The following is a 5,487-nucleotide window of genomic DNA, read 5'->3' as shown; positions in this document are numbered from 1 at the left end:
GCTACATGGCAGTCTACACAACGGTAAATCAATCGGTGCAACCAGTCTTTCTTTGGTCGGGTTTTGGTGGTTCCATGTCGCACAATCACATTCAAATCATAGCCCAGGAAAGCAAAATACAACGAGCGCAGTTCCGAAGCGCCAAAAAAGATCACGTTTTTAATTTGTCTGGCATTAATGACTTTGCGTGTCTTGCGAATAATCGAATAACTAAACGCGGAGTTAAAATCAACTGTTTCCAACGAAATAGCACTGTTCTGCATATGTTCATTATAATATTTCGCAATATAATGATCTGATTTGGCAAACAAGGTTACTTGCACATCATTGCATAAAAGTCGTGCCAGCTTTATTGCATCCATCTCCATACCACCACTGTATGGCGACAGACAAATAATTGCCGTATTCCCTTTTCTGGCAACCTTATTAACCATAAATTACGTGAAGTTTTCTGAATACATTGGAGTTGTCAGTAGTGCTTTGTGAAAACAGTCAACACTGGTTTTAATCGCAGGCTTTTAATCCAGGCAATTCTGATTCTTAAGTAGCATTAAATTTACAAAATAGTAATCAAGACAATGGACTCGAATTTTCACTATAAAGTGAGATTCTCGACCATCCACTTTAATCTTTCAAATTATACTCAGCTCCACAATAAGGACACTTTCCATGCCCGTCATCCATGGGTATATAAACCCGCGGATGCGAATTCCACAAGCTCATACCTTCCATGGGACAATGCAATGGCAAATCATCTTTCGTAATTTCATATTTTTGCTGAGCATTGGCTACTTTTTCATTGTTAGAATTTGTCCCTTGCGTATCACTCATTCTCGCATTCTCCAGTTTACTCCAATTATTTTTTATCTATGCTACAGGTGTTAACCATTCCGGATGTTTCCCACCCCGGCCATGCACCAGATCAAAATAGGCTGACTGCAACTTTTCCGTGATCGGTCCGCGACTACCGTTACCGATCATACGATTGTCCAGTTCACGAATCGGCGTCACTTCCGCAGCGGTTCCGGTAAAAAACGCTTCGTCCGCCACATAAACTTCATCACGCGTAATCCGCTTTTCCTTCATCGGTATGCCAAACTCATCGGCCAAACGGAATATCGTGTCGCGTGTAATACCATCCAGAGCTGAGGTTAATTCCGGGGTATAGATAACCCCATCACGAATAATAAAAATATTTTCACCGCTGCCTTCGGCAACATAACCTTCTGTGTCCAGCAACAGGGCTTCATCATAACCGCAACTAAGCGCTTCCTGCAGCGCCAGCATGGAATTGATGTAATGCCCATTGGCCTTAGCCTTACACATGGATATATTAACGTGATGTCGTGTAAAGGATGAAGTTCGGATACGAATACCTTTCTCCAGACCATCAGCCCCCAAATAGGAACCCCATGACCATGCCGCTACCATGGCGTGGACTTTCAAATTATCTGCGCGTAGTCCTAATCCTTCTGATCCATAAAAAAACATGGGGCGTAAATAGGCTGTTTCCAGATTATTCTCTCGTACCGCCGCCCGCTGTGCTTCATTGATCGTTTCTTTATCAAACGGTACTGGCATATTCATAATGTGCGCGGACCGAAACAAACGATCCGTATGTTCCTTTAAACGGAAAATACAGGTACCCTGCTCCGCTCTATAGGCTCGCACACCTTCAAAAACGCCCATACCATAGTGCAGGGTATGCGTCAGTACATGAACCTTGGCTTCACGCCATGGCACAAATTCCCCATCCATCCAGATGACGCCATCGCGGTCATCTAACGACATACTTCTTCTCCTCAACAAACTTTAAAAATTGATTAACCGACTAATTTTCACTGTTCAGCAAGTATTTTTGCCAAATTTCACGTACCCGGGCACGTCGTTTAGCCACTGTTTTTTCGTCTACTATTGCTGGTTGTTCCTGAAGCGCTATTTTGTGAATGTCCGACCTGAATGCCCGATAACTATCCGCCAGATCCCGACATTCTTCCGCACTAAACAGCCCATTTTCAGCAATCGCGTCCAGAATGCGTATATTATCGCTATAAGTTAACAAATTATCATAACTTGTCGACCAGGCAAGAACCATATATTGGACCATAAATTCAATATCAGTGATACCTCCTTCGCCCTGCTTCAGGTCAAAAAATCCTTTTTCACTGCGCAGCAATTCCTTGCGCATTTTTTCCCGCATCTCAACCACGTCTTTTCGCAACCGGTTCCGGTCACGCTGCTGCATCAGCACCTGTTTGCGCATCTCGTCAAACCGGGCAATCACTTGCGCATCACCGGCGACCGGCCTGGCACGGACCAGCGCCTGATGTTCCCAGGTCCAGGCTTTTTTCGTTTGATAGTCCCTGAAACTGTCAATATGGGTGACCAGCAAGCCCGAATCACCGCTGGGCCGCAAGCGCATATCCACCTCATACAGATTTCCTGCAGGGGTGAATGCGGTAAGAATATGGATCAAACGCTGACCCAGGCGGGCGTAAAACACCGCGTTGGCTATGGATTTTTTACCACGGGTAACTTTATTAGGATCGGCGTCATATAAAAACACTAAATCAAGATCGGAGCTATAACTCAGTTCAATTCCACCCAGTTTTCCGTAGGCAACGACGGCAAAGTGCTGCCTGCTGTCATGTTCCTTTCCACTACCCGGCGTTCCATGGCGCTCCACCATGTGATACCACGCCATTTCCATGGCCCTGTTTACGACAATTTCGGCAATATAAGTTAAATGATCGCTAACCACCATCAATGGTACGGCACCGGATATATCCGCCGCAGCAACTCGTAACACATTTGCTTGCTTGAAATGTCGCAACACATCCATCTGCTGTTCAAGATCTTGGGCATCAATATGCGCCAGACGGTTGGACAAATCCTGCTCCAGTTCCTGTCGCGAAGGCGGCTGGTACAAGGTGCGCGGGTCCAGTAGCTCGTCCAACAAAAGAGGATGCTGTTTTAGCTGATGCGCTATCCATGGACTAGCCGCAAACAGTTTAATGAGTTGCGACAAAGCCATGGGATTTTCCAACAATAACGCCAGATAACTGGATCGCCTGGCAATCGCCTGAATTAATTCAAGAATCCGTCTTAATACGTCATGGGAATCCTTACAAGGCGCAACAGCAGCAAGCACCAATGGCATAAGCGCATCAAGCCGCTGCCGGCCTATACGTGAAAGGGATCGAGTACTGGATGTCGAGCCCAGTTTTACCAGCAGCTCCAGTACTGATGCAGGGTGTTCATAACCTGCCTCCCCTAACAGTTCTTTTGCCTTGTCATTATCCAGCTTTTGTAGCCACAGCTGTTTTAACTGTAAAGAATTATCCACTTCATCAGACTGGGAAATTTGTGGTGATTCAAACACCTGGTCAAAATGATTACGCACCCGTTGGCGATGAACCTGTAACTGGTTATAAAAGTCAGCCCAGGAATGAAAGCCCATCGATAACGCTAAACATAGCTGTTCATCAGAATCGCTGGGTAATTGATGAGTCTGCGCGTCACGAACCTGCTGCAAACGATGTTCGGTAGTTCGCAGGAACTGGTAAGCTGTTTTTAACTCCTCCACCACGAACGACGGTAACTGTTGTTTTTCACACAACACATCTAAAGTATGGAGAATCTGTTTTTGCTGTAATTCTGGATCGCGTCCGCCACGGATTAATTGAAAAGCCTGACCGATAAACTCAATTTCCCGAATACCACCTGCACCGAGCTTAACATTATCGCCCAAGCCTTTACGCTCAACTTCAGCAACAATAAGCTGCTTCATTTCCCGCAAGGATTCATAGGCACCGTAATCCAGATAGCGGCGATAAACAAAAGGTCGCAACATCTGTACAAGTTCATTGCTGGGCCCAGGATCCCCTGTCACCACCCTGGCCTTAATGAATGCATAACGTTCCCACTCGCGCCCATGAGACTGGTAATAATTTTCCAACGCTTCCAGACTAACCACCAGCGGTCCGCTTTCACCAAAAGGACGTAATCTCATATCAACGCGAAATACAAATCCATCACCAGTGCGTAAATCCAGAGAGGCAATCAATTGTTTACTTAAGCGAGTAAAAAACTGTTCGTTACTGACTGTACGGCCGGTATTTCGGGTTTCACCCGCTTGCGGATAAGCAAAAATTAAATCGATATCGGAGGAATAATTGAGTTCGTACGCCCCTAATTTGCCCATCGCCAAAACGATCATACGCTGGCTATTTCCATTGCTGTCCTCCGGCTGGCCAAGCTCTTTAACCAGCCAGTGATGCAGGCAATGTAAACTTTCCGCGATACAGGCATCTGCCAGGCTTGATAAATCGAACATGGTTTGCACCAGGTCTGCCTGGCCACATATATCACGCCAGGCGATGCGCACCATTTCCCGGTTACGAAACTGTCTTAAGCGTTGTTGTAATTCAGCTTCAGTAGCGACATGCGCTATTTGATGTCGAAGCGTATGGGTGAAATATCCGTCCGGATAGCGCCTGAATAAGTCATTGGAATTGACCAAATCCACCAATAATGCTGGATGGCTAACGCATTGCCTGGCTATAAATTCACTCGAACCCCAAACACGAAAGAGATCCTGCTTGTGTTCCGCAAGATGGGAATTGATCCACTCTTCATCTGACAGGCCATTCTCGAAAGCATCCCACTCCCTCTTCAAGCGCTGTTGTACGGAATCAGGGTATCGCGATAAGAAATCCATTGGCTAACCACTTAACAATTACGAGTCAGATTACGAGCCAGATACACGGCTACGAGTCAGATACACGGCACACAAATGCCACAAATCTGTTTTTATTGTTTTGTATTGATCGCGGCAATTTACCACTAACGGCAACAAATATCCCCCACTTTCGCCAAGCAGATCACTAAAGAATCATTGCATTCGACCGATGTATTTATGAGCAAACCATATTTTATTAATATATAAATCAATAAGTTATCGGAGTTTTACCCATGGATATGAATGATTACCTGAAGTTAATGGTGAAATACGACGCGTCAGACCTGTATTTTACGACAGGCGCGGCGGTGAGCGCCAAAATCCAGGGTATCCTCAAACCGATAGAAAAAGGCACGATGCCTGCCGGACGGGTTAAGGATTTAGCCTACGAGCTAATGAACGAGGAACAAATTGAGGAATTTGAAGAAAAGCCGGAAATGAATCTGGCCCACTCCGCACCCGGTATAGGCCGATTCCGTGTCAACGTTTTCCAGCAACGCAACCAGGTTGCCATGGTTATCCGTAACATCAAAGTACAAATCCCCAAGGCTGAGGAACTGGGACTTCCACCGATTCTGAAAAAAGTCATCATGCAAAAACGTGGGCTAATCCTGTTCGTTGGTGGCACTGGTTCTGGTAAATCCACATCCCTGGCTGCCCTGATTGACTACCGCAATTCAAACAGTACGGGTCACATCATTACGATTGAAGATCCCATTGAATTCGTACACCACCATAAAAAGTGT

5 protein-coding genes are annotated in these 5,487 nt (G+C 45.7%); 1 reads left to right on the top strand and 4 read right to left on the bottom strand.

Translation table 11 applies throughout. The annotated features are described in order from the left end of the window. The 4 genes from ACWVCM_RS08415 to glnE form a co-directional block, all read right to left on the bottom strand. Positions 1-434, bottom strand: a 434-nt coding sequence (locus ACWVCM_RS08415; RefSeq protein WP_455201290.1) for a hypothetical protein, incomplete at its 3' end; no start/stop codon positions are given. Positions 435-624: 190 nt separating this feature from the next. After that, positions 625-831 carry a zinc-finger domain-containing protein gene (locus ACWVCM_RS08410; protein WP_455201289.1) on the bottom strand — a complete coding sequence of 69 codons (207 nt, stop codon included), beginning with the start codon at positions 829-831 and terminating at the stop codon, positions 625-627. 36 nt (positions 832-867) lie between these two features. Then, positions 868-1,791: a branched-chain amino acid transaminase gene (locus ACWVCM_RS08405; protein ID WP_455201288.1), complete on the bottom strand. Its 924-nt coding sequence runs from the start codon at positions 1,789-1,791 to the stop codon at positions 868-870. Between the two features lie 40 nt (positions 1,792-1,831). Beyond that, a complete protein-coding gene (gene glnE / locus ACWVCM_RS08400; RefSeq protein ID WP_455201287.1) occupies positions 1,832-4,720 on the bottom strand; it encodes a bifunctional [glutamate--ammonia ligase]-adenylyl-L-tyrosine phosphorylase/[glutamate--ammonia-ligase] adenylyltransferase in 2,889 nt (962 codons plus the stop codon). A gap of 254 nt (positions 4,721-4,974) precedes the next feature. On the opposite strand from glnE, the gene ACWVCM_RS08395 reads away from it, so the two are divergent. Next, the coding region (locus ACWVCM_RS08395) for an ATPase, T2SS/T4P/T4SS family (protein WP_455201286.1) at positions 4,975-5,487 on the top strand (513 nt) is incomplete at its 3' end.

The organism is Kaarinaea lacus (genome assembly GCF_975902315.1).
The sequence above is the reverse complement of the archived record's forward strand: the minus strand, read 5'-3'. Positions and strand labels throughout refer to the sequence as shown.